The following is a 22,495-nucleotide window of genomic DNA, read 5'->3' on the forward strand; positions in this document are numbered from 1 at the left end:
GCCTACGTATCGGAGCAAAGTATAAAAGTATGCGGCTGCGTTAAACTACGGCAGCAAACTGGGTCGGCAGGGAAGCGCTGCATTCGCGCACAGCCCGCACAATTCTTAGCATGTCACGTTCGGTTAGCTCCTGGTGGACCGGCAGTGCCAGTACCCGTTCACGGAGGAATCGGCTGCGGGGAAAGTCTTCTACAGGCAGGGAAGGATGCGGATTGATCCAGAAGAGCAAGCCCAGAATTCCCCGGCGCCGCAGCCTTGACAGAAACTGCTGTGCATCCTGTACCTCCAGCGGAAAGGCAAAGGGGCAGGCGCCTTCCGGCAGGTACGCAAACTGCCTTGGCACCATATCAGACAGGTGCTCAAGTAGGAACTCATAGTTTCTTCTCCGCTTCCGTGCCGTGTCCTGGCAAAGAAGTTTGGGCAACAACTTGCTGCTCATAACAGAGGGCGGCGTATCCGGGTTGCCCATGTCAAACTCCGCATGTGGCCTGTCGTTAGTTCGTTTCCACCAGGAAATTGCCGGCTTTACAAGGGAATGAAAAAAGCCTACCTCCCCTCTTCTGGTGGCAATCCAGTTCAAATGCCTTTTTACCATGCGCCAGTACCCGGACTCGGCACGTAACTGCGGCGGCTGTGGCGGCTTAATGGACACCACCGCCCCCCCATCTGGTATGCCGTAAGTTTTGTACAAACAGAATACTGCCATGTGCCCAAAGGCGCCTACCGGCGTATCATCCTTTGTGGTTAGAAAGGCCTGTGCTGCATCTTCAATCAATAAAAGATTTCTATCATCACACCATTTTCGCCAGAAAGCGCCATCCTGCGGAAAGCCTAGGTAATGGATCAGGTACAAAGCCTTTACGGTTTCATCCAGGAGCGGCAGCAATGTAACCTCATCCGGTTCTAAGGCATCATTAATCTCGTAGTACTTCACAGTTAACCCCGCCAGTACAAGCGCTTCCACTTCGGAGCCATGGTGATAGGCTGGTACAAGCACGGTATCTCCGGAACCTAGTTCCAGCGCCTTGCACGCGCTCCAAATGGCCTGTCGTGCACGGGAGAAAATCCTGCAGCTCTCCTGGTTCAAAGGAAAAGGGAGCCAGGCGCTACCTTCTTTGAGATGTATACTTGGGGGGAGTGTGGGCCATATGGCAAATCTGGGAACAATAACAGAGGAGAACTTCTTCATACCTTACCTCAAAACCAACTAACAATCTATTAACTAAGGGAGAACCCATCATCTATTACTATTTTTACCAGCAGCAATCGATTATCAGGCCTATCAGGCACTGCTAGCAGTATTACTGAAAGGCTACATCTTTAGTGGCCACAGGCGTAGTGCCAATATCTGTGGGTATTCTTCTTTTCTTCCGGAGAGGAGCTCTAAATCGCTGCATCGCCGCTTGCCATACACCTGTCATCCTGCACATATTTTCCGCAAAAGAGGCACCTTCTAAAAACCCAAGGCGGGGCAGTAAGTACCTATGTTGTGTATCCAACACCCTGATGGGCTTGGGCTCACAGGTAAAGGCAATACTGTAGTCCAGTCCCTCCAAAGCCTGCACTTCGCGGCCACTGAAATTTCCGTTCGGGTAAGTAAAGTAAGAGATTAGTTTCCCGGTCCAGCTCTCTAAAGTCCTTTTGGAATGCCGTAGCTCAAAGTACACCTGGTCGTCCTCACAGTTGGTAAGTATAGGGTGTGAGTGGGTGTGTCCACCTATTGTTATATACTTCGATCTGGACAGTCTCTGGACCTGCCCCACGGTCATTGCCTCTCTGGGAAGATGAATGGTTCTTTTATACTCCTCCAGCTTAAGCAAACGTTCCTCATTGGGAAGATCTTTCAGCGCCTGTACGGCAGGAGGAGAAAGTCCGGCTTTTTTTGCCGCTTCAAGGTACGACCACCAGTAAGCTCCATCCTGCACTGGCTGTGTAGAGACAAAGATGGCTACCGGCACTTTGTATGCTTCCGCCGTTTCTACTATATTTTTCTCATTTGCTTGCCAGCCATCGTCTACTGTGATAATAGCACCTCCTTTTGGAAAGTCAGAACGCTTATGAACAATACGCTCTAGGTCGGCTATACTTAGAAAGTTAAGCCCTTGCTTCTGCAGCCACTGAACGCTCGATTCAAACTCTTTTCTGGTAGGGTTGTGGAAGTATACAGACAGTATCTGCTCCCCTTTTAAAGTGCGGTTCAGTGCTTTTCTCACATAGCCCAACCGGATCAGGATACATGCCAACAGCCACCCCGATATGTTCCTTAACGTCAACTTCATTAGTAAAGCATTAGATAAAGTGGTTCCTGCTTCTAATAATGGGCTGATGCCGGTTATTAGAAGTCAATTAGCTTCGTTACTAGTTAAGAGGAGGTTATACTTGATTCTATAATCAAATATTATCTTTTATTTATACCATATACTATTACTAACATCTAAAGGTTCTGCGTTTCGTGGCAAAATGTTGAGCACTTCTAGCATTAATTTATCACGTAGATTTTGGCAGGAATACAACCCGAATCAATATAGTCCATACTTACTCTTCAAGCGATGGTACCGGTGTTTGGTGGCTAATCTCACGTTATCGATAAAGTATACCCGCTCTTCCGTATCTGTCGTGCGGCTGTGGTTCCAATCATCCTTATAGAGGCCGACTTTCCATCGTGGATACCCAAATTTTGCATACATCGTTGGTCCTTCGTACCGTAGTGCGTTGTCCTCATTCAGCCAGACTTCTACTACTCCATCCTCCCCTGCTGAATGAATGATGTGTATGGTAATGGCGTGCCATCTGTCTTTTTCCAGATCTCCTAGCACATAGCGCTGGTGCTTTCGCCCCTCGCCGCCTATCAGCATCTTAAACTGATCATCCTCCGTTACCAGAAGCAGGGCCGGGCTCCCCGAGCCTTTTCCCTGGTGCCACTGGCTTATGTGATCATAGCTTGAGTCTCTTTTATACTTGCCGGAGGGAAAGTAAGCGGCAAAGGAATACCAGCCTTCCCGCACCTTTGTCTCCTCCGGAAACAGAAACTCGGCCCTGGTCCCCCCACTAGCTTCCGGATCTGTGTTCCTTAACTCAAACCGCCCGGACTTACTTCCTTCAAAAACGGGGGAATCTACTACCTTAAATCCATAGGCGGTGGCAGCCTGTAGCTTAGCTCCCTGAAAGTATGATTCCCCTTCAAACGTTTCCTCAACAAGAAGCTCTGGATTGCCATAGTCCGCTAGTGCCATGAAAAGGCCTAGTGCCCCATATATAAAAAAGGAGTAAAGGATGAGCTGCAGCTTTGCGACCATAGGATAGATTGGCAGGTATCAACTTTTTACACTTATAATACTACGCGCTATTTATCATTCTGTTAGTTTGCCAGCTAGGTTTAGATAGGAATAAGAAAAGGGCACAGGTAATACCTGTGCCCTTTTGCTTCATTATTTATACTTAGAAGCAGTAGATAAACTGCACTAAGCAAAAATTTCTGTATTTAAAATCCTTACTTCTGGATTGTGAATTTGATAGTTACTGGAGTTCCGGCCTGGCCATTTGTGTAAGGAGTAGCCTTTAGGGTATAAGTACCAGTAGCCGGTGGGTTCCAGTTGCCGTAGTAGAAGTTACCATTGCCGTCGTCGCCGTGCAGGGCAAACGGAGCACCTTTGTCAGTGTAGGTCTTGCTCTGGGCGCCGCTCAACTCAAACTTCACATTCTCTACAGAAGAAGCAGTGTTAGCCTGGATGTTCAGCTTGGTGTAAGCCAGTGAGCTAAGCTTAATCACAGAACCATCAGCGATTGACTGCACACCCTTCTCAGTATGAGAGTCGATCAGGGTGAAGCCAGTGATATCAGAGCTAGTTGATGGCAGAGCCGTCTCGTTGCTTCCGGAAGTAGAACCGCCATTTTCTGGAGTGATGTGCTCACCAGTGTTTACGATTGTAAAGGTAACAGATACCGGAGTTCCAGCCTGGCCGTTCTTATAAGGAGTGGCCTTCAGCGTGTAAGTACCGGCTGCAGGTGGGTTCCAGTTGCCGTAGTAGAAGTTGCCTTTTCCGTCGTCGCCGTGCAGGGCAAACGGAGCCGCATTATCAGTAAACGTTTTGCTCTGGGCACCGCTCAGTTCAAACTTCACGCTCTCCACAGAAGAAGACGTGTTGGCCTGAACATTCAGCTTAGTGTACTCCAGTTGGCTAAGGCTGATTTGGGCACCGTTTGTGATTGGCATTACACCTTTCTCATAGTGAGAGTCAATCAGGGTAAAACCTGAAATGTCGGCACTGGATGATGGAGCAGAAGTACCAGCGTCAGGAGAGCTTGGCTCTGATGGGCTTGGAGCTGGCTCTGTAACGGAACCTGATCCTGAACCTGAACCAGAAGACATCTCGCTAAGTGAGGCCTTGCTGTTGCCCAGCTTTACGTTGTCGATGTACCACACTCTCTTCTTCGTGTTAGTAGTCTCGCTTCCGTTCCAGTCCCACTTGTAGATACCTACTTTCCAGCGAGGAAGCTCATATCCTGACTTAATCGTAGCACCTGATCTAGACGCCACTTTCTTGTCGTTCAACCATACTTCAATCAAACCGTCAGATCCTCCTGAGTGTACCATATGGATCACAAACTTGTGCCATACGTTCTTCGTCATTTTACCAAGTGGCAGGCGGGCCTCACCCACGTGCATGATAAATTCGCCGTTCTCAACTACCAGTACCGTGTGCGGGGAACCTGATCCACCACCTTGGTGCCACTGCGTGATGATGTCTCTGCTTTTCTCGTCAGCGTAATCAGAAGATGGGAAGTAACCGGCAAATGAATACCAGCCCTCTTTGGCTCTTGTATCTTCAGGGAAAAGGAATTCGGTTCTTGTTCCGCCGCTAGCCTCAGCGTCAGTGTCTCTCAGTTCGAAACGACCAGCTTTTGAGCCTTCAAAGGCCGGGTTGGATACCACGCTAAAGCCATAGTTGGTGCTTGATTGGTGCTTGATACCGCTAAAGCCGTTTCCGCTTTCGAAAGTCTCGTTGAAAATCAGGTTTGCAGAGGTTGCTAAATCAGTGGCTTCTGTGCCAAGTTCAGCGGTTGGTGTCATGTCTTCCAGTTCTTCTTTCTCGCATGACATAGTGATTGTGCCCACAAGTAGGGGCATAAGGATGTACTTGAATCTTGAATTCATATTTTTTGGCTAAAAGTATGTTGGCTAAAAGGTGAAATTTTTGTCTGATGCTATAGAAACCTATTGTATTTATCCTAATTTATATTGAGTTCTATAGCGACTTGGTTTTAAATTTTAATTGTAGATTTAATATTAAATAAAACTAATATTCGCAAATCTAAAGGTTTCTTCATAGGCAATTCAACTCACTAAAATTCAACATCATACCCATTATCAAGTTAAACAGCAGAAACACATGTTTTTGGATATTTTCCTTCACTTGACTTCGACAAAGATAAACGGGCTGGTTTCAGATTTAAAAGCCGTTTACCAATTTTACCCTAAAAAACCTTATAAATAACCACAACTTCTTTTTAAGTTTATAATTTCTACACCCTGTGGAATTAAATTATTTATATTAATGCTAAAATACTTTACAACTAATATTATTGTAATTCCGGGGATGATTGAGCATTATGCTGATTTATATAGCTTTAAGCAGTTTCTAATAAATACAATACCCACCCTCGCTCGCGTGAAGCCCAGGATACTAAATCAGCTATTCTTAAATACAGCAATTTACAGGGCATAAGGCTGATAAGCTATGGCACGGATAAGTACAACACACACCCAAACAACTAATTATCAATCATTTACATAAACAAAATGTTACTTATAGAGTAAGGTGTGAGGTGAAAGATAGGAGCGGCAAGCACTACTCAAGATGTTAAGAACGCTTCTGAAACTAACGACCGGTGATACAGCTTGAATGGGAGTGCTAATGGTGAGATAACCAGCCGTTTTTAAAGTAGCAATAACAAAATTTAGCTGCGTTGCAAGTACCCAATGGAACTACTGATTGAGGGCTTTGCTCTTGTTATACCGCGCTATAGCACATTTTGTATTTTTTTTTAGTACAATAGCTATATAAATTATAAATACCCCGTATAAGCTTCTGTAACTGGCGACCTAACCACGCCAGCAACTGTCTAATGCCTAAAGAAATCTGTGTCCATTTGTTAGATCAAAAGTAGCTCTATGAAGAACTTTACTCATCTCCTTCTTCTTTCTTTCCTCTGGGCAATTTATGCTCAAGCCAGCGCGCAGGATAACCAGAGCCCGGTTTTCACCTTTAACTCCAGCTGGAAGTACCTTGACAATGGCTCTAACCAGGGACAGGCATGGCGGGCTGTAGCTTTTGATGATGGGAGCTGGAAAAGCGGAAACGGCAAATTTGGATACGGAATAACCGACGCGGCTACGGTAGTAAGTTATGGTCCAAAATCATCTCCGAAATACATTACCACCTACTTTAGAAAGAGCTTTACCCTTGCAGACTTGTCAGCATATACCTCATTTACAGCCAGAGTGAAACGAGACGATGGTGTGGTGGTGTACCTGAATGGCAAGGAAGTATACAGGGATAACATGCCGACAGGTGATATCACCTATCAAACTCTGGCACTGGCAGGCGCTGCGGATGACGGGAAAGAAGCAAAGGCTTTCGCCATACCTGCCTCCTACTTCCAGACTGGCAACAACGTACTAGCCGTAGAGGTGCATCAGTCAAAGGCATCTTCTTCAGACCTGGCTTTCGACCTGGAACTGGTAGGCAACACACAAGCCGTGCAGCAATATACTCTGGACATAGCTGTGAGTGGAAGCGGGGTCGTTACCAAGAGCCCTGACCTTGCCTCCTATAATAGCGGAAGCACCGTCACGCTAACTGCAGTGCCAGCCCAAGGGTTTGTATTCTCTGGTTGGAGTGGCGATGCAACCGGAACAGCAGTTCCTTTAACAGTTACCATGGATGCCAATAAGTCTATAAGAGCTAACTTTACCCCCTCTTCGGGCCTGCAGCAGGTAACAAGTTTCACGCTCATAAACTCATCCAACGAACAGGATATACAAGCCCTTACCGAAGGAACTGTAATAGGCCTTTCATCCTTACCGTCGACCAAACTTAATATCAGGGCAAACACCTCTCCGGCAACCGTTGGCAGCGTGAAGTTTGAGCTGAGCGGGGCACAGACACAAAACTATACTGACAATGGTGCACCTTATGCCCTGCACGGCGATGACGGCAAAGGCAATTACTACTATGGCAGCTGGAACCCGCCAGCCACCGGCACTTATACTTTAAAGGCAACCCCTTACTCGGGAAGCAAAGGGACAGGTGATGCAGGCACCCCCTTGACCATTACGTTCACCATCGCTGCAGAAGCAGCGCCGCAATCAGATCAGACGCCGCCAGTGGTAACAAGTATAAGTCGCCACATACCGGTAAGCAGTACTACCAGTGCCACTTCCGTTACCTACCGTGTTCTCTTTTCAGAAAAAGTCAGCGGCGTGGATGCTTCAGACTTTACAACTTCCATTGTGTCGGGTAACCTGACAGCGACCGTGTCTGCAGTTGTTGCGGCCAGTTCAGATGGGGTGGCATATGACGTGACAGTCGGCCCCATAGGAGGAACAGGTACGTTTAGGCTGGACCTGAAGAGCAGCGGCACAGGCATTGCAGATGGAGCCGGAAATGCCATAGCCACTGGCTTTACCACCGGAGAAACGTACCAGATACAACCCGAGCCGGATTCAGGCAAGGAGGGCTTTATTTCCATCACTCCATTAAGCTCTTTCCCTATACATACAAGCCTGGGCGATCAGCCTCAATCTAAAGTATGGAAGCACGACGGCAAGTGGTGGGCGGTGCTACCTACAACGGGCGAGGGTACGCATATCTGGAGACTAGACGGAACGACCTGGACAAAAGCACTGACTATCTCGGAGAGCGCTTTCACAAGAGCAGACTGTAAAGTATCCGGCAACATGGTGCATATCGTCTTGTTCAGAGGCGCAGCACTGCCCTCTTTGCTGGTTTCGGTAGAGTATGCCCCAGCCGCTGGCAATTATACCATGTGGTCTCAGCGAAACACTGCCGTAACAATCCCTCTGGATGCAGGCGTTAAAACCGTGACCCTCGACATAGACGGAACAGGCAGGATGTGGCTTGCCTCCAACGGAGACAGGAATGCGAACGTGAGGTGGAGTGATGCTCCTTACAGCACCTGGAGTACGCCAATAGCGGTAGCCAACGGCCTTACAGATGACGACATCTGCGCTGTGGTTTACCTTCCTGCATTAAAGAAGATCGGATTGCTGTGGTCAAATCAAAACACTAAGCGGTTTGGCTTCAGAACCCATGCTGATGGAGCTGCGCCTACCGAATGGTCTGCTGATGAAGTTCCAGCCTCTCAGTCGGCTATAGAGAGCGGCGATGGCATGGCGGACGATCACCTAAATATGGCAGTAGCCTCTGACGGCACCCTATACTGTGCTGTTAAGACAGGGTACAGAACCGGGCTACCACTGATCTCTTTATTAGTCAGACGGCCAACGGGTGCCTGGGACGATCTCTACGAAGTATCGAAAGCCGGAAACCGTCCTATTGTCATTCTAAATGAAACAATAGGCAAAGTAAAGGTTATTTATGCTGCTCCAAGCGCCGGAGGCATCCTCTATAAGGAATCCTCCACTTCCAGCATCAAATTTGGGTCTGAACTCTCGCTTATTAAGGAAAGCAGCGACTATGCCACCAGCAGCAAAGAAAACTATACTTCTGAGATAGTGATTTTTTCCTCCACCGGCAAGCAGGCATACTCTGTACTGGCCACAGATGTAGCCTCCGTGGTCACTTCTTCACCGGAACAGGCAGTTACGGAGCAAAACGGCTACAGGCTGTCAGTTTATCCAAACCCAATGCAGGACAAGGCTAAGTTGAGCTTTACAATGCCTGAAAGCGGCTCTTATACTATAGCCATCTATGACGCGAATGGTTCTTTGGTAGAGGCAGTTAAGCATGGGCAGGGCATCCGCCACGAAGAGGTCACCATGGAAGTGGAGCTGACCAACCGTTCGAGCGGACTCTACTTTATTAAGCTTCTCACGCCTTCCGGCTCCAGTACACAAAAGGTCATCCTGAAAAAGTAAGGAGCCTTGACGTAACTGCAGACGGAGCATACTTTGTGCAACATACTTACCCTGATTCTACTTTTATAGCCCTTAAAGTTTGGACACAGGTATCACCATTATAATTTGTACCTATAACGGAGCTCCGCGGCTACCGGAGACGTTGCGGCACATCGCCTGTCAGCAGGTAAAGCCGGACGTGGCTTGGGAAGTTCTGGTCGTAGACAATGCCTCCTCCGACGGCTCAGCTGAGCTTGCAGCCACAACATGGCGCAAGCTCAGCTGCCCTGCCCCGCTCAAGGTGCTGCACCAGCCTCAGAAAGGCCTGACCTATGCCCGGGAGCTAGCCATGCAGGAGGCAGCCTACGAGTTTGTCTTGTTCTGTGATGATGATAACTGGTTGTCGCCGGGGTATGTGGACCTTGCCTATGACTTGATGCAGGAAAATCCGGGTATAGGCGTACTGGGCGGATTTGGGGAGCTGGTGTTTGAGCAGGAGCCGCCAGGTTGGATGCACTATCTCACTGGGCTGGCCAGTGGCCCACAGGCTGTAACCTCCGGTAAAACGCAGTATAATGCCGTCTACGGCGCTGGCTGTATCATGCGCAAAGCTGTGTTTGAGAAATTAAGGAAAGCCGGTTTCCATCCGCTCTTGTCTGATAGAAGAGGGAAAAAGCTCAGCGCAGGCGGAGACTATGAGTTATGCTATGCCGCCGCCCTGGCGGGGTATGAAATCTGGTACGACGAAAGGCTGCGGTTCAAACACTTTATTCCGCAGCAACGCATCTCGGCAGCCTATTACGACCGCCTGATGAAGGAAGGCGCCGAAAGCCTCGCGGTACTAATCCCCTACCGGCTAAGGGTTAATCAGAACTGCAAAGACGCGCTATACTTCAACATCCACCTCCTGAAAGTAGTCATCTTCTATTTTAGAGGCTTGGTGATGCTCTTGCTAACCAAAACAACCTCGGCTTTCCGGAAAAAGGAGACCACCTACCTTAAGCTGAAACTCCTCTCCTTCGTGTACAAACTTTACGCTCTGAGAAACTATACTTCCATGAAGCAGAACTTCAGGAAAGTACTGGACCTGGAGAGAAGGTTAAATAGTAGCAGGCTTTTATAAGTCCTTTTACAGGTTATGATTGATTGCACCAGCGGCACAGCTACAGATGCACTGTCTGCCTAAAGATTAACACCAAAAAATGCTTCCCTATATAGTAAAAACAGGATTATAGTCGCAACCTTGTCTCAAACACAAATATTCCTTTGTTAAGTAAAACTTTTTTTCGTCTAAACCATATAATATCATTATAATTCCTAATTACACATTCCCATATTACTAATCGTGCAACGCTCGAAGCTAAGAGGCATAGCTTATACTTTGGCACATCAAAGTATAACCGGCAATTAAAAAGGTTTGAAAGTTTGGCAGAAAAAACCCTACTCTTATGATCAGAATTTTTACAGTTATAAGCCTTTTACTGGTATCTCACATCTTCGCCGCAGCGCAGGAGTCGACAGGCTTTCTGCAAGTGAACGAGCTTAAGCCCTTGTCTGCCACTAAAGACACAGGCGAGACACCGCAATCCAAAGTATGGTCCTACGCTGGCGCTTACTGGGCCATACTGCCCGATGCCTCAGGCACGCACGTTTGGAAGCTTAACGGGGATACCTGGGTAAAGCAACTTAAAATCTCAGACACACTTTTTAAGGCCGACTGTAAGGTAGTCGACAACCAGGTGCACGTGCTGCTCTTCAGAGGGCGGGACATCATCAGCATGGTTTCGCTGGAATATGCCTCGGGCTCCTATAAGTTCTGGTCAAAGCGGCCGGAGAAAGTAGACATAAACATAGGGAAAGACGCCTTTACGGCAACCATTGAGGTGGATAGCAAAGGCAGAATGTGGCTTGCCTCTGATGCAGCGTCCAGTGTTGATGTGCGCTGGAGCGACGCGCCTTATACTACCTGGAGCGAGCCGGTAAGGCTGGCAGAAGGCTTGACGAACGACGACATCTGCTCTATTGTGGCGCTATCGGGCAAAATTGGCGTCATGTGGACGGACGTAACCAAGAAGCGCTACGGGTTTAAGGTTCACACGGATGATGCCGATCCCGCTTCCTGGTCAGAGGACGAGGTTCCCTCATCACAGTCCGCCCTGGAAGTAGGTGGCGGCATGGTAGGCAATACCTTGAACCTTGTCTCTGCCAGCGATGGCACCTTGTATGCCGCCATCAAAACAAGCTTCAACACGGCGGGGCACCCCCGGTTGGCCCTGCTAATTAGGCGCCCCTCCGGTAGTTGGGACGATCTATACCCGGTGTCTTCAAGCGGTGACAGGCCCATTGTGATTCTAAACGAGAAAGCCAGAAAAATCAGGGTTGTTTACAACACCTCCATGGCAAACAACAATGATATTGTGTACAAGGAGTCGCCATCCAGCGATATATCCTTTACTCCGGAAACGCTCCTATTCAAAGGTCCTTACACAGATGCGACCAGCGCAAAAGATAAGTTTGACCAAGGCGTGGTCATATTGGCTTCCAACGGCACACAAACGGCGGGCGTGATAGCTTTTGATGAACTTCCGGAAGAGGAATGCTGTGACTGGGCGCTCTACCCCAACCCCTTCAACGACACAACCTCCCTCTATTTTGCCACGCAGGGAGACGGCAGGTATCACCTCACCATTTACAGCAGCGCAGGCGAAAAGATAACCTCCCTGTCTGGTGATGCAAGAGCCGGTGAAATGAACCGGATTGAGATCCTTGGGGAGCGCTTCGCATCGGGCTTATACATGGTAAAGCTACAGACGGAAGAAAAATCGAGGGTGTTTAAGGTGATACTGAATAAGTAATCGCCCTGAATTAAATAAAAAAAGCCTCTCTCCTGCCAGCATCAGCAAGAGAGAGGCTTTTATACTTACCAAGTATAAAACCTACACCGCCACCGCGTGATCGCGCAGCACGTCGTTGAGCGAAGTCTTCAGGTCGGTGCTTTCCTTGCGCTGCCCAATGATGAGGGCACACGGCACCTGGAACTCACCAGCCGGGAACTTCTTGGTATACGACCCAGGAATTACCACCGAACGCGGCGGCACGTAACCCTTGTACTCCTTCGGCTCGGAGCCCGTCACGTCGATGATCTTGGAGCTGCCTGTAATAGTCACGCCAGCGCCTATCACCGCTTCCTTGCCGATGCGGCAGCCTTCTACCAGTATACTTCTGGATCCGATAAAGGCGCCATCCTCTACAATAACAGGGGCAGCTTGTACTGGCTCCAGCACACCGCCTAGGCCCACGCCACCACTCAGGTGCACATTTTTACCCACTTGCGCGCAGCTTCCTACTGTTGCCCAGGTATCTACCATGGTGCCAGAGTCCACATAAGCGCCAATGTTCACGTACGACGGCATCATGATCACGCCACTGGCCAAGAAAGCACCATAGCGCGCCACGGCATGAGGCACCACACGCACGCCCAGCTGCTCGTAGTTACGCTTCAGCGCAATTTTATCATGAAACTCAAAAGGTCCAACCTCTATCGTTTTCATTTGCTGGATAGGGAAGTATAGCAACACCGCCTTCTTTACCCATTCGTTCACGGTCCACTCCTGCCCTGACGGTTCGGCCACACGCAGCACACCTTTGTCCAGGTCCTCAATAACTGAGCGGATTGCCTCTACTGTGGCAGATTCTTTCAGCAGTTCACGGTTGTCCCATGCCTGCTCTATAATTTGTCTTAGCTCCATTTCGAAATATGCTTGTTACCCAATATTGCGTAAAAGTAAGTATTTTTGATGGATGTCTGAAACCAGAGTTCTCCTAGCCTCGCTGCTAAAGCCAGTTAACGACACGCGCATGTACGAAAAACTGGGCCTGTCGCTAAGCAAGCTGCCAGAAACTAAAATTCACATAGTTGGTTTCCAGGCACCCGTTCCTGCTGACGCTCCTGAAAATGTATACTTTCACCCGGCATTCCAGTTTCGGCGACTAAGTATAATCCGGTTCCGGGCACAGCAAAAGTATGCGCAACTGCTACACGAGCTAAGGCCGAACCTGATTATCGCCTGCACCCACGAGCTGCTGCTGGCCAGCCAGCGCTACTGCCAGAAGTATGGCGCAAAGCTCATTTACGATGTGCAGGAAAATTATACGTTGAACCTGACCACCCAGCAAAACTACCCTCCCCTGCTGCGCCAGCTGCTGGCCTTGGGCGTGGCGCGGGCCGAAAAGAAGGCTGCCGAAAGTGTAGCGCACTTCCTGCTGGCCGAAGAAAGTTATGCGCACGAGCTTGAGTTTTTAGCTGCGGGGAAGTATACGGTCATCGGCAACAAGTATAAACCGGCGCCCCATTATACTTTGCCGGCCACCCCGGTGCAACTGGCACAGCAGCCGCTGCGCCTGCTTTACTCCGGCACCATTGCCGAGATTTACGGTATTTTTGAGGCGGTAAGTATGGCCGAGCAACTGCATCAGTTAGATCCTTCTACTACTCTTACCATCATCGGCTACAGCGCGCGCAGCCATACCTTGGAGCAGCTACAGGAGCGGATAAAAAGCAAGGCCTACATCAGGCTGATTGGCGGAGACAAACTGGTGCCGCATCAGCAGATCCTGGAAAGTATAAAAGAGAGCAACCTGGGACTGCTGCCCTACCGGCCGCACCCCAGCACCGAGCGCTGCATCCCCACCAAGCTTTACGAGTACATGGCCTATGCCCTGCCGGTGCTGGTGCAGCAAAACCCACTGTGGCAAAGTAAAACAGAGGCGGCTAGGGCAGGCTTATCCATCGATTTTAAGCAGGTAAGTCCGGAGCAGCTATTGGCACGTATACGACAACAGCCTTTTTATACTTCCGGAATTCCGCCACATATCTTTTGGGAGGAAGAGGAGGTAAAACTGCTGCAGATAGTTAAAAAGACCTTAATTCAGGACCCCAAAGTATAAATTTTATTTTTAGACGAATCTAAATCTCAAAAATAGCAGTATATTTGTAACTAAACAGAACCTCATCATGCGTAACTCAAGAATTGCAGGCGTTGGTCACTACGTACCAGAAAATGTGGTAACAAACAAGGACCTGGAAAAGCTGATGGACACCTCGGACGAGTGGATACGCGAGCGCACCGGCATTTTGGAGCGCCGCTACTTCCAGGAGGGCAAGGACACCACCGCCAACATGGGTGCCGCCGCTGCACGCAAAGCTCTGGAAATGGCCGATCTCCAACCCGGGGATATTGACATGATTGTTTTCGCCACGCTTAGCCCAGACTATGTGTTCCCCGGCTCCGGTGTGTTGCTGCAGCGCGAGCTGGGCCTGAAGGAAATACCCGCCCTGGATGTGCGCAACCAATGCTCGGGCTTTATCTATGCCTTGTCCGTAGGGGACCAGTTCATCAAAACGGGCATGTATAACAATGTGCTGGTGGTGGGCTCTGAGATTCACTCTTCAGGCCTCGACTTCTCTACACGCGGCCGTGGAGTATCGGTGATTTTTGGTGATGGTGCCGGCGCAGTGGTACTGGTACCATCCGAGAGCAACGACAGAGGTATCCTTTCCACGCACCTGCACGCGGACGGAGAATTTGCCGAGGAACTGGCCGTGCTTGACCCGGGCAGCAACAAGAAAGAGCGCCTCACCCACGAGATGATCGACTCGGGCTCGATTTACCCGCACATGAACGGCAACATGGTATTTAAGCACGCCGTGACCCGTTTCCCGGAGGTAATTGAGGAGGCCCTGAACAAGAACGGCTACAAACCGGAGGATATTGATTTGCTGGTGCCGCACCAGGCCAACCTGCGCATCACCTCCTACATACAGCAAAAGATGGGCTTGCCGGCTGAGAAGGTAATGAGCAACATCCAAAAGTATGGCAATACCACGGCGGCCTCGGTGCCTATCGCTCTGAGTGAAGCCTACCAAGAAGGCCGCATTAAAGAAGGAGACCTGGTATGCCTGGCAGCTTTTGGCAGCGGCTTTACCTGGGGCTCTGCCCTGATTCGCTGGTAAGTATAATTCTGAATCTTGAATGAGTGGATGCGTGAATTATAAGTTTGCACATTCACTCATCCACTCATTCGCTCATTCACCCATTTGCACCATGTCCCATAGTTACACGGAAGAGAACTACATAAAGGCCATTTACAAGCTCTCGGCTAACGGTACGCAGGAAGTAAACACTAATGCCATTGCCGAAGTGCTGGAGACCAAAGCGGCTTCGGTAACCGACATGCTCCGCAAGCTGAGCGCCAAAGATATTGTCAACTACAAAAAGTATAAAGGCGTGTCGCTTACCCCGCAGGGCGAGCGCGTGGCCCTGCAAATCATCCGCAAGCACCGGCTATGGGAGACGTTCCTGGTGGAGAAACTAAAGTTTAATTGGGATGAGGTGCACGAGGTAGCCGAGGAACTCGAGCACATCTCCTCTACCCTGCTCACCAACCGCCTCGACGAGTTTCTGGGCTTCCCCAAATTCGATCCGCACGGCGATCCTATCCCATCCGAAACCGGCGAGATGAAGCAGAAAAAGCAACGGCTCCTTGCTGAGATGGGCGTGAACGATGCCGGTATAGTAGTGGGCGTAAACGACTCGCAGCCGCTCTTCCTGCAGTACCTTGATAAGATGGGCATCGCGCTTGGCACAAGTATAAAAGTAATCGACAAGATACCCTACGACAACTCCCTGGAGATACACCTGGAGGACAGCAAAAGCCTGCTCATCTCCAGCGAAGTATCCCGAAACATCTTTATTTCCGCTTAATCAGGCACTACAGAAACTATGAAAACCCTATATTCTCTGGCTATACTGCTCTTCACCCTGCTGGCCAGCGCCTGTACCCAAACCGACAACAGAGGCACGATGGCCGAAGGCCAGCGCATGAAAGTACTCACCACCACTAGCATCCTTAAAGACGCCGTGGCCAACATTGCCGGCGACGCGGCCGAGGTGGAATCGGTGATGGGCAGCGGCGTGGACCCGCACCTCTACAAAGCCACCCAAGGCGACCTGCAGAAAATGATGGACGCGGACATGATTGTGTACAACGGTTTATACCTGGAAGGTAAGATGGGCGAGGTATTGGAGAAGCTCAGCCGGCAGAAAACAGTGGTTACGGCCACGGCAAGTATACCGAAGGACAAACTCAGGGCCTCCGCGCAGTATGCCAACAGCAACGACCCGCACGTGTGGTTTGATGTGCAGCTCTGGCAGGAAGTAGTCAAACACGTCAGCCAGCAGATGCAGGAAAAAGACCCGGCCAACGCCGAAGTATACAAACAGAACACCCAAGCGTACCTGCAGGAGTTGGACGAGCTGAACCAGTGGGTGGCGCAGCAAATCCAGACCATACCGGAGCAGCAGCGCATCCTGATTACCGCACACGATGCCTTTGGCTATTTTGGGGATGCTTATAGTATAAAAGTGCGCGGGTTGCAGGGCATTTCTACGGTGTCGGAGTTTGGCTTGCTGGACGTTTCCTCGCTGGTGAAGTATATCGTGGAGAATAAAATAAAGGCTGTGTTTGTGGAGTCGTCAGTGTCTCCGAAAGCCATTGAGGCAGTGGTGGTAGGATGCCGCGAAAGAGGCCATGAAGTAGAAATTGGCGGCACCCTATACTCCGACGCTTTGGGAGAGGATGGAACGCCGGAAGGCACCTACACGGGCATGGTGCGGCACAACGTCACCACCATAGTATCAGCCTTAAGGTAAAAGTATAAACTTTATGATTATACAAGTAGAGAACCCGGTAGTTGAAGTGCACGACCTGACGGTAAGCTATGACCGCAAGCCTGTGCTGTGGGGCATCGACCTAACCTTGCCTGCCGGCTCGCTGGTAGGCGTTATCGGTCCGAACGGTGCCGGAAAATCGACCCTGATAAAGGCCATGATGGACCTGCTGCCAGCTGGCAGTGGCTACGTAAGAATATTTGATAAACCGATTGCCGAGGTACGCAACCGCATCAGCTATGTGCCCCAGCGCGAGTCGGTGGACTGGGATTTTCCGGCCTCGGTTTTTGATGTGGTGCTGATGGGCAGCTACGGCAAACTGGGGCTGTTTAAGCGGCCGCGCCAGGCCGACAAAGACGCCGCCATGGACGCGCTGCAGAAAGTCGGGATGCAAAGCTTTGCCAACCGCCAGATTTCCCAACTGTCCGGGGGGCAGCAGCAGCGTGTGTTCCTGGCCCGCGCCCTGGCTCAGAACGCCGACATCTACTTTATGGATGAGCCTTTCGCCGGGGTAGACATCGCCACGGAGACAGCCATCATCGAGCTACTGCGCACTATGCGCGAGCAAGGCAAAACCGTTATTGTCGTGCACCACGACCTGCAGTCGGCCACGGAGTATTTTGACTGGGTAGTGCTGCTGAACATGCGCCTGGTTGCCTCCGGCCCTGCAGACCAGGTGCTAACGCAGCAACTGCTGGAGCAAACTTACGGTGGCAAGCTAACCGTGCTCACCAAAGTAGGCGAACTGCTGCGCAAGCAGGAGTTTCCGGCACGGGAAAGCTGAGGAAGTTTAGGAGTTTAGGAGTTAGAGAGTTTGGGAGTTAGAAAGTTAGAAGGTTGGGAAGTTTTGGAGTTAGAGAGTATAGGAGTACGTCTGACAAAATCTAAACAGTTAAACAATCAGCCATTTAGCAATCGAACAATTTAACCATTCAGCTATTAAAAGCATGCGCGAGTTTATAGAGTTCTTTTCTTTTGCTGACGCCAACATACGCTTCGTAACGGTGGGCTCTGTGCTGCTGGCTACCAGTTCGGCAGTGGTGGGCTGCTTTACGCTGCTGCGAAAGCGGGCGCTGGTGGGCGATGCGGTGGCGCATGCGGTATTGCCCGGCGTTTGTCTGGCATTTATGCTCTCGGGTACCAAGAACCCGTTTATACTTTTGCTGGGCGCCTTCGTCACCGGCTGGCTGTCGCTTATCACGATAGATTTTATTACTTCCCGCTCCCGCATCAAAGAAGACACCGCGATAGCACTGGTGCTCTCGGTTTTCTTCGGCATCGGTATACTTTTGCTCACGGCCATACAACATTCGGGCAACGCCGCACAGAGTGGCCTGGATAAGTTCCTGTTCGGGAAGGCGGCTTCCCTGGTGGGCGAAGATTTGATTGCCTTTAGCTTGGTGGCGGTGCTGCTGCTAGTCACTACCATCCTATTTTATAAGGAGCTGGCCATGCTCTGCTTCGATAAGGCTTATGCTAAAACCATCGGCTACCCGGTGCGGGCGCTGGAGTTGCTCCTGACTACCCTTACCGTTTTTGCGGTGGTGGTAGGCATACAGGCGGTTGGGGTGGTGCTGATGGCGGCCATGCTCATTACACCGGCTGCTGCCGCCCGCTTCTGGACCGATAAACTGAGCCTGATGTTGGTGCTGGCCGCGTTGATAGGCGCTTTCTCGGGAGTATCCGGGGCCTATGTATCGTACACAGCGCCTGCCATGCCTACCGGGCCTTGGATTGTACTGATTGTTTCGATGATTGCCATACTTTCTTTTGCCTTCGCGCCCGGCAAAGGATGGGTGTCACGGTTGCTGCGGCAGCGCCGCAACAAAACGCTTATACTCGAAGAAAACCTGCTGAAGCTCCTCTACCACCTGGGCGAAGAGAAGCAGGACTTTCACTTGCCACACTCACTACAACAGATTTTAGAGAAAAGGGCGATTCCTAAAAAACAGGTTAGCGCGGGCCTGAGCAAGCTCAGAAAGCAGGGTTACATCGAAAAGACGCCCGCAGGCTGGCAACTCACCCTGCAGGGGCAGCGGCGCGGGGAGCGTGTGGTACGGCTGCACCGCCTCTGGGAGCTATACCTTACCCAATACCTGCAGCTTGCCTCCGACCATGTGCACGAGGATGCCGAAACCATTGAACATATCATTACCCCGGAACTGGAGCAACGCCTGATGGAAGAGCTGGACTATCCCGTGCTTGACCCGCATAGTGCCAGGATACCCTGAGGGGAGTTAGAGAGTTAGAAAGTTTAGGAGTTGGAGAGTTAAAAATCTCACAACAAACAATCAACCATTTAACAAGTAGAAACCGTGAACGCCTTTTGGATCATACTTACCGGATCGCTGGTAGCCACTTGCTGTAGCCTGCTGGGTTGCTACCTTATCCTGCGCCGCATGGCCATGGTGGGCGACGCGATTTCGCACGCCGTGCTGCCGGGCATCGTGATTGCCTTTCTGCTAACTGGGTCAAGGGATTCTGTGCCGATGTTGATCGGAGCTGGTTTACTGGGCGTCTTAACCACGTTCCTGATTGAGTTCTTTCACCGCTACGCGCGCGTGCAGGCCGATGCCTCCATTGGCGTTACCTTCACCTGGCTCTTTGCGATTGGTATCATCCTAATTTCTGTGTATGCCGGTCAGGTAGACCTGGACCAGGACTGCGTGTTATATGGCGAGATAGCTTATGTGCCGCTGGATCTCTGGATTACGGAAGGTGGCCTGAACCTGGGTCCCCGCACCGTCTGGACACTTGCCGTAGTTACCATGCTGATTATACTTTACATCGTGCTGGGGTATAAAGAACTCTTCCTAACCACCTTCGATCCGGCCTATGCGGCAGCCATCGGCATCTCTACTTCGGTATGGTACTACTCCCTCATGACGGCTGTTTCCATTACCACCGTGGCCTCTTTTGAGTCGGTGGGGGCGATACTGGTGGTGGCTTTTCTGGTAGCACCCGCCGCCACGGCGTACCTGCTGACGGATAATTTCAAGACGATGCTGCTACTCTCGGTTGTGGCTGGTATACTTGCCTCCATAGCAGGTTATTACCTGGCTGTCTGGATAGATGGTTCCATAGCCGGGGCCATTGCCACAGTCACAGGTATTGAGTTTATGCTGGCCTTCCTGTTCTCCCCTACCCGGGGTATACTTGTCAGAAAAAAGCAACTACAGCCGGTGCAGCATTAAGCAGGAATTTATACTTTGCCGCTCCTGTTAATCACCCGGTACATAATTATAAAGTATGAAATACAACCTCGCTATACTTCCTATACTTGCCCTGGCACTTTTTAGCGGCTGCAAGGGCAATACACCCGTCGCTGAAACTGCAACTACCATTCCCGCGCTGCTGACCTCATATCAGCCGGCCTCCGAAAAGGCAGCCAAAATACAGTGGCTAACGATAGAACAGGCCGCCGCACGCATGGAAAAAGAGCCGCGTAAAATTGTAATCGATGTGTATACCGACTGGTGCGGCTGGTGCAGGAAAATGGACAAGGAAACCTTTACCGACCCGAAGGTGGTGGAGCTGGTGAACAAGCATTACTATGCCGTAAAGCTGAACGCGGAGGGAAAAGACCCCATCACGCTTAGAGGGCAAACGTTCAAGTATAAAGGCGAGTACCGATCGCACGAGCTGGCGGTGGCGCTGCTGCAGGGGCAGATGAGCTTCCCCACTACCGTGTACCTGGACGAGAAGATGAATATGCTGGCTCCTGTGCCCGGCTACCTCAACGCCAAAACCTTTTCCAAAATCCTTAGCTACTTCGGCGAGAACCACCACCAGTCGATGAACTTCCAGGAGTACGAAAAGAAGAACTAGGATCTCTAAGATTAAGGGATTTTAGGAGCAAATAATAAGGTTCAGGAAAGTATAAAGTATAACTCCGGGTATTATGCTCTCGCTCGCCTCTGGCGAGTGTGCGGTATCAATGTGGCGTCCTGCCACGCTATACAAGCATAGTTACGCAACAAGTATAAAACGTAGGCTGAAGTATAATGTATAAATGCCGCTTGGTTTAGGCGAACGCTTTTGAGTCTGATGTAAGTATAGAAGTATGATTTCGGGCTTCTCCAAAGTATAGATCCGGGGTATTGGAAAGTATAGCAAAGTATAAAAAGTATGATTTTAGGCATCCCGGAAGTATAAGCTGCAGGATTTGACCGAATGGAAAGTATGGCCTACCTCATCCACCGAAACCTCTCCCCTGCTAATCCCGGTTAAAAAGCGTAAATTTGCGAAGCGTTTAACGTAGACTTACCTTGATTCAACTTAACAACACCGACACCATTGTAGCTGTGGCTACTGCCTCAGGCACCGGCGCCATTGCCGTTATCCGCCTGTCCGGCCCCGAAGCCATTACTATTACCAATTCCGTTTTCAAGGGCAAAGACCTCACCAAACAGGCCAGCCATACCATCCACTTCGGCACCATCCGCGACAATGAGAAAGTGCTGGATGAGGTGCTGGTATCGCTGTTTGTGGCCCCGCATTCCTATACCAAAGAGAACGTGGTGGAGATCTCCTGCCATGGCTCTGATTACATTGTGCAGCAGATCATGCAGTTGCTGCTAAAGCAGGGTGCACGCCTTGCCAACGCCGGGGAGTTTACCAAGCGCGCCTTTCTCAACGGTCAGTTTGACCTGGCACAGGCCGAGGCCGTGGCCGACTTAATCGCCTCTGATTCCGCCCTTTCGCATGATGTAGCCATGAAGCAGATGCGCGGCGGATTTTCGCAGGAGATCAAGCGCCTGCGCGCCGAACTGGTGCATTTCGCCTCCATGATAGAACTGGAGCTGGACTTTGGCGAAGAAGACGTGGAGTTTGCCGACCGGGATCAGCTGCGCTCGCTTATAGGTAACATCCAAAGTATAATCCGGGAACTGCTGATGTCGTTTGAGTTGGGCAATGTGATTAAAAACGGGGTGCCTACCGTGATAGTCGGGAAGCCTAATGCGGGTAAGTCCACGCTGCTGAACAAGCTGCTGAACGAGGAAAAAGCCATCGTTTCGGATGTGCCGGGCACCACGCGCGATTTTATTGAAGACGAGATAAGTATAGCCGGGATCACCTTCCGCTTTATTGATACGGCCGGCCTGCGCGAGACAACGGATAAAGTAGAGGCTATTGGCGTAGAGCGTACCATGCAGAAGCTCAGCCAGTCCTCGCTCATCATCTACCTGTTTGATATAACAGAAGAAACGCCGGCCAAAGTGCAGGCCGAACTGGAAAGACTCAACCCCAACAACCTTCCTCTGGTAGCCGTGGCCAACAAGATAGACCAGGCCTCGCCCGAAAAGCTGGCTGCTTTTGTAACTATGGAAGGCCTGGTACAGATTTCTGCCGCTGAGGGCGCCCACTTGGAGGACCTGAAACAGGCGCTGGTGGAAAAGGTAAACCTGGGCAAACTGGATACCCAAAGCCAAACCATCGTAACGAACCTGCGCCACGTAGACAGCCTGAACAAAACCTACGCCGCCCTGGACGATGTGCTCAACGGCTTAGGCCTGGGCATAAGCGGTGACCTGGTGGCTGCAGATATCCGCCGGGCACTGTATAGCTTAGGCCAGATCACAGGTGAGATCACAACGGATGACTTGTTAGATAACATCTTTACAAAGTTCTGCATCGGCAAATAAACCACCCAAACCAGTACATA

Annotated in this window: 17 protein-coding genes; 12 read left to right on the forward strand and 5 right to left on the reverse strand. The window is 50.4% G+C overall.

Annotation, left to right across the window (positions count from 1 at the left end; genetic code table 11):
* Positions 1–40: 40 nt before the first annotated feature.
* The 4 genes from BM040_RS02710 to BM040_RS02725 form a co-directional block, all read right to left on the reverse strand.
* A complete protein-coding gene (locus BM040_RS02710; RefSeq protein ID WP_092098761.1) occupies positions 41–1,189 on the reverse strand; it encodes a DegT/DnrJ/EryC1/StrS family aminotransferase in 1,149 nt (382 codons plus the stop codon).
* Positions 1,190–1,301: 112 nt separating this feature from the next.
* On the reverse strand, positions 1,302–2,279 hold the full coding sequence (locus tag BM040_RS02715; protein WP_092098763.1) for a polysaccharide deacetylase family protein: 978 nt from the start codon (positions 2,277–2,279) through the stop codon (positions 1,302–1,304).
* A gap of 240 nt (positions 2,280–2,519) precedes the next feature.
* Entirely contained in the window at positions 2,520–3,233 is a 714-nt protein-coding gene (locus tag BM040_RS02720; protein WP_175490955.1) for a polysaccharide lyase family 20 protein, read from the reverse strand.
* 257 nt (positions 3,234–3,490) lie between these two features.
* A complete protein-coding gene (locus BM040_RS02725; protein ID WP_092098767.1) occupies positions 3,491–5,155 on the reverse strand; it encodes a polysaccharide lyase family 20 protein in 1,665 nt (554 codons plus the stop codon).
* Positions 5,156–6,172: 1,017 nt separating this feature from the next.
* Between BM040_RS02725 and BM040_RS02730 the strand changes: the two genes are divergently transcribed.
* The 3 genes from BM040_RS02730 (at position 6,173) to BM040_RS02740 (ending at position 11,955) form a co-directional block, all read left to right on the forward strand.
* Positions 6,173–9,121 (forward strand): InlB B-repeat-containing protein, encoded by a 2,949-nt coding sequence (locus BM040_RS02730; RefSeq protein WP_092098769.1) that lies wholly within the window; start codon positions 6,173–6,175, stop codon positions 9,119–9,121.
* A 79-nt stretch (positions 9,122–9,200) separates the two neighbouring features.
* Entirely contained in the window at positions 9,201–10,223 is a 1,023-nt protein-coding gene (locus tag BM040_RS02735; RefSeq protein ID WP_092098771.1) for a glycosyltransferase, read from the forward strand.
* Positions 10,224–10,548: 325 nt separating this feature from the next.
* On the forward strand, positions 10,549–11,955 hold the full coding sequence (locus BM040_RS02740) for a T9SS type A sorting domain-containing protein (RefSeq protein ID WP_092098773.1): 1,407 nt from the start codon (positions 10,549–10,551) through the stop codon (positions 11,953–11,955).
* Between the two features lie 81 nt (positions 11,956–12,036).
* Here BM040_RS02740 and BM040_RS02745 read toward each other — a convergent pair whose 3' ends face one another.
* Complete coding sequence (locus BM040_RS02745) at positions 12,037–12,849, reverse strand: 2,3,4,5-tetrahydropyridine-2,6-dicarboxylate N-succinyltransferase (RefSeq protein WP_092098775.1); 813 nt, start codon at positions 12,847–12,849, stop codon at positions 12,037–12,039.
* Positions 12,850–12,901: 52 nt separating this feature from the next.
* Between BM040_RS02745 and BM040_RS02750 the strand changes: the two genes are divergently transcribed.
* The 9 genes from BM040_RS02750 (at position 12,902) to mnmE (ending at position 22,475) form a co-directional block, all read left to right on the forward strand.
* On the forward strand, positions 12,902–14,047 hold the full coding sequence (locus BM040_RS02750; protein ID WP_092098777.1) for a glycosyltransferase: 1,146 nt from the start codon (positions 12,902–12,904) through the stop codon (positions 14,045–14,047).
* A gap of 67 nt (positions 14,048–14,114) precedes the next feature.
* Positions 14,115–15,113, forward strand: a complete 999-nt coding sequence (locus tag BM040_RS02755; RefSeq protein ID WP_092098779.1) for a 3-oxoacyl-ACP synthase III family protein — start codon at positions 14,115–14,117, stop codon at positions 15,111–15,113.
* Between the two features lie 91 nt (positions 15,114–15,204).
* Positions 15,205–15,864, forward strand: a complete 660-nt coding sequence (locus BM040_RS02760; RefSeq protein WP_092098781.1) for a metal-dependent transcriptional regulator — start codon at positions 15,205–15,207, stop codon at positions 15,862–15,864.
* A gap of 18 nt (positions 15,865–15,882) precedes the next feature.
* On the forward strand, positions 15,883–16,812 hold the full coding sequence (locus tag BM040_RS02765; RefSeq protein ID WP_092098783.1) for a metal ABC transporter solute-binding protein, Zn/Mn family: 930 nt from the start codon (positions 15,883–15,885) through the stop codon (positions 16,810–16,812).
* 13 nt (positions 16,813–16,825) lie between these two features.
* The gene (locus BM040_RS02770) at positions 16,826–17,614 is read left to right on the forward strand and encodes a metal ABC transporter ATP-binding protein (protein ID WP_092098784.1); all 789 of its coding nucleotides are present in this window, start codon (positions 16,826–16,828) and stop codon (positions 17,612–17,614) included.
* 163 nt (positions 17,615–17,777) lie between these two features.
* Positions 17,778–19,061 carry a metal ABC transporter permease gene (locus BM040_RS02775; RefSeq protein WP_092098786.1) on the forward strand — a complete coding sequence of 428 codons (1,284 nt, stop codon included), beginning with the start codon at positions 17,778–17,780 and terminating at the stop codon, positions 19,059–19,061.
* 84 nt (positions 19,062–19,145) lie between these two features.
* Positions 19,146–20,024, forward strand: coding sequence for a metal ABC transporter permease (locus tag BM040_RS02780; protein WP_092098788.1), 879 nt, complete (start codon positions 19,146–19,148; stop codon positions 20,022–20,024).
* 55 nt (positions 20,025–20,079) lie between these two features.
* Complete coding sequence (locus BM040_RS02785; protein WP_092098790.1) at positions 20,080–20,658, forward strand: thioredoxin family protein; 579 nt, start codon at positions 20,080–20,082, stop codon at positions 20,656–20,658.
* Between the two features lie 440 nt (positions 20,659–21,098).
* The gene (gene mnmE / locus BM040_RS02790; RefSeq protein ID WP_092098792.1) at positions 21,099–22,475 is read left to right on the forward strand and encodes a tRNA uridine-5-carboxymethylaminomethyl(34) synthesis GTPase MnmE; all 1,377 of its coding nucleotides are present in this window, start codon (positions 21,099–21,101) and stop codon (positions 22,473–22,475) included.
* Positions 22,476–22,495: the final 20 nt, after the last annotated feature.

Source organism: Pontibacter chinhatensis (assembly GCF_900113285.1).
In the GTDB taxonomy this organism is placed as follows: Bacteria; Bacteroidota; Bacteroidia; order Cytophagales; family Hymenobacteraceae; genus Pontibacter; species Pontibacter chinhatensis.

Excerpts from the sequence above, each read along its gene's own strand:
- BM040_RS02710 (WP_092098761.1), bottom strand. The coding sequence starts at position 1,189 with ATGAAGAAGTTCTCCTCTGTTATTGTTCCCAGATTTGCCATATGGCCC.
- BM040_RS02715 (WP_092098763.1), bottom strand. The coding sequence starts at position 2,279 with ATGAAGTTGACGTTAAGGAACATATCGGGGTGGCTGTTGGCATGTATC.
- BM040_RS02720 (WP_175490955.1), bottom strand. The coding sequence starts at position 3,233 with ATGGCACTAGCGGACTATGGCAATCCAGAGCTTCTTGTTGAGGAAACG.
- BM040_RS02725 (WP_092098767.1), bottom strand. The coding sequence starts at position 5,155 with ATGAATTCAAGATTCAAGTACATCCTTATGCCCCTACTTGTGGGCACA.
- BM040_RS02730 (WP_092098769.1), top strand. The coding sequence starts at position 6,173 with ATGAAGAACTTTACTCATCTCCTTCTTCTTTCTTTCCTCTGGGCAATT.
- BM040_RS02740 (WP_092098773.1), top strand. The coding sequence starts at position 10,549 with ATGATCAGAATTTTTACAGTTATAAGCCTTTTACTGGTATCTCACATC.
- BM040_RS02745 (WP_092098775.1), bottom strand. The coding sequence starts at position 12,849 with ATGGAGCTAAGACAAATTATAGAGCAGGCATGGGACAACCGTGAACTG.
- BM040_RS02750 (WP_092098777.1), top strand. The coding sequence starts at position 12,902 with ATGTCTGAAACCAGAGTTCTCCTAGCCTCGCTGCTAAAGCCAGTTAAC.
- BM040_RS02755 (WP_092098779.1), top strand. The coding sequence starts at position 14,115 with ATGCGTAACTCAAGAATTGCAGGCGTTGGTCACTACGTACCAGAAAAT.
- BM040_RS02760 (WP_092098781.1), top strand. The coding sequence starts at position 15,205 with ATGTCCCATAGTTACACGGAAGAGAACTACATAAAGGCCATTTACAAG.
- BM040_RS02765 (WP_092098783.1), top strand. The coding sequence starts at position 15,883 with ATGAAAACCCTATATTCTCTGGCTATACTGCTCTTCACCCTGCTGGCC.
- BM040_RS02770 (WP_092098784.1), top strand. The coding sequence starts at position 16,826 with ATGATTATACAAGTAGAGAACCCGGTAGTTGAAGTGCACGACCTGACG.
- BM040_RS02775 (WP_092098786.1), top strand. The coding sequence starts at position 17,778 with ATGCGCGAGTTTATAGAGTTCTTTTCTTTTGCTGACGCCAACATACGC.
- BM040_RS02785 (WP_092098790.1), top strand. The coding sequence starts at position 20,080 with ATGAAATACAACCTCGCTATACTTCCTATACTTGCCCTGGCACTTTTT.